The organism is Kitasatospora sp. NPDC059327, assembly GCF_042752535.1.
Classification (GTDB): domain Bacteria; phylum Actinomycetota; class Actinomycetes; order Streptomycetales; family Streptomycetaceae; genus Kitasatospora.
In genome coordinates this window covers 3,728-6,223 of the sequence record NZ_JBHYYB010000044.1, presented here as the reverse complement: position 1 = coordinate 6,223, position 2,496 = coordinate 3,728, and the positions used below count along the sequence as shown (strand labels likewise).

Sequence of the window (2,496 nt, the reverse complement as noted above, 5' to 3'; positions counted from 1 at the left end):
CCGCCCCTCCGGGGCCCGGGGCACGACCCCGCACCCCACGCCGCGGCCCCCTGGGCGCGCGTGGTATGTGGGGGGTACCCAATCCCCACGCGCGATACCGTCGCTCAGGAGGAGGCCCACCAGGTCGCGGGGGACGCGACCGTGTAGCCCAGCGACTCGTAGAGCGGGCGGCCCAGCTTCGAGGCGGTGAGGGTGGCCGGGAGGTCCGCCAGGTGGGCGAGCGCGCCGAGCATGACGGCCCGGCCCACGCCGCGCGAGCGGCAGGCCGAGGAGGCGGCGATCCAGTAGTGGCTGCCGACGCCGTCGGCCACGACGCTCACGCCGGCGCCCGCCACCACGCCGTCGACCGAAGCGATGAACACGTCCACGCCCGGCTGTTCGACCAGCGTCGCCGGGAAGAGCTCGCCGGGGCGGTAGGGCTCGAACCCGTCCAGCTCGAAGCCTTCGATCACGACCCGCTCGGCCGCCCGGAGGTCCGCGGGCTGCCGCACCCGGGTCACGTCCAGTGCGGGTTCGGCGACGGGGCCGGGCAGGCGCAGCATGACCGGCATCTGCCAGGTGCGCATGCCCAGGTGGCCCAGATCGGTCGAACTGAACGGGTCCTCGACGGTCACCGCGCCCGGTGCCCGGCGGGTCAGTTCGCTCAACTCGGCCGTTGCGCCCGCGTCGAGGTGGGGCTCCTGGATCAGGATCCGCAGCCCCGCCCGCTCGTCACCGTCGACCGCGACGAATCCGCCGCGCCGGATCACCTCGTGCCCCCGGGACCGGCCGGTCGCGGTCCAGAAGGCGGCGGAGTTGCGGGCCTGGAGCGTCGGCGCCCCGGCCAGGGAGACCGGCCGGCCGGTCGACGTGGATTCCGTTGTCATCGGGCCACGGTAGTACGGACGTGTCCTCGTCACACGGTTGATCGATCACCGGGCCGGGCCGGCGCAGCGCGTCGCGGCGCTCCGCCGGCCCGGCCCGGTGGGGAGGTCAGAGCTGGCCGACCCAGTACGGCTCGACGGTCATCCAGCCGTTGCCGCGCGCCCCGTTGAGGCGGCCCGAGCTGGTCCGGGCCAGGGTGTACCAGGAGTCCACGTAGTCCGGGTCGTCGACCCACCAGGACGCGGGCATTGCCGCCAGGACGGCGTTGACCAGCGGGATGTAGGCCCCCTGGTCGGCGATGGTGAGCAGGACGGCCGCCACCGCCTGGGCGAGGGCCAGGTAGTTGGTGTCGCCGTCGTCCTCCATCAGGACGACATCGGCCAGGTTGTACTTGTAGTTCGACCAGTTCACCAGGATCTGGTTCGGGTAGTACACCGTGCCGTCGTACTGCAGGTACGGCATGGCGACCGAGTCGACCCGGACCTTGCCGTCCTGGCCGAAGCCGGTCACCAGGCTGAACATCTCGGCGGCGCCCTTGAACCAGGGCTCCTCGTCGTCGGCCACCTCGATGCCGCTGATCTTGGTGGCCCACCAGCCACCGGCAGCCTGCGCCGCGCCGGGCCCCTGGGCGGCGGGCGCCGCGGCGGCGGGTCCGCCCGGGGCGACGGCGTCGAGGCCGCGCGCGCCGAACTCCCGCTGCAGGACGGCCAGTCCGGCGGCCAGCGTCCTGGCCGTGTCGATGTCGATCAGGTAGACCGGCTGCCCGGGCACCGTCGCGGCGTCGAGGGCGTGGGCCCGGCCGGCGGTGTCGTAGGCGCGGACGGTGCGGGCGTGGTCGTCGGCGACGGCGGTGGCCACCAGCGGGGTGGCGCCCGCGTCCAGGGCGGCCCGCATCGAGGGATCGGCCAACTGGACGCGCAGCAGCGGGCCGAGGTCGGCGCCGAGGCCCTTGGCGGCGGCGATCGCGCGGTCCGCCTTGGTGGTGGCGGCCGCCAGCGCGCGGGCGGCCGGGCCCTGGGCGGCGGTGGCCAGCGGGGCGAGCCCGACCGGTCCGGTCGCCGCGCCGGTGGTGGCGGACCGCAGCCGGTCGCGCAGCGCGGAGTCGGTGAGCGAGGTGGCCAGGGCGCGGGCCACCTCGTCCTCGATCGCGGAGACCTGGGTGGTGGTGGCCCGGGCGGCGGTGGCCTGGGCGGCGGGCGCGGGCGCCGGGGCGGCGACGGCCTGGCCGGCGCCGAGCGCGAGCAGCGGCAGGGCCGCGAGCGCCACGACGGCGCGCCGCAGAGGGGGTACGGACATGAGGGATCTCCAGACTCGTCGGGTGAGGCGTCGGAGCGGATGGAGCCGGTGGAACGGCACCGCACCGCGATCAAGAACGTCGGTGCCATGACAAGTGAAGAGGTTCCCTGACGCCGTATCAACCCCCGGAACCTGTCGCCTCTGTGAAGACGCGGCTCCGACGGCGGGGCGCCCCGCCCGCCCCCTCCCCCGCCCGGACCTCCCCGACCGGCCCGGCGAAAACAGACGTGCGAAACAGACGTGGGGGGGGCCCCCCCCCGGGGGGCCCCACCGCCGCCGGCCCCCCGCCGGGCGCGGGGGGCGCCCCCGTCGGGGCCGCGCCGCCCCCGAAGGCGG

Annotated in this window: 2 protein-coding genes; both read right to left on the bottom strand. The window is 75.9% G+C overall.

All coding sequences use genetic code 11. The annotated features are described in order from the left end of the window. Positions 1-104: 104 nt before the first annotated feature. Entirely contained in the window at positions 105-866 is a 762-nt protein-coding gene (locus ACFXHB_RS24960) for a GNAT family N-acetyltransferase (RefSeq protein WP_380576838.1), read from the bottom strand. Positions 867-972: 106 nt separating this feature from the next. After that, on the bottom strand, positions 973-2,160 hold the full coding sequence (locus ACFXHB_RS24955) for a DUF3103 family protein (RefSeq protein WP_380576837.1): 1,188 nt from the start codon (positions 2,158-2,160) through the stop codon (positions 973-975). Positions 2,161-2,496 lie beyond the last annotated feature (336 nt).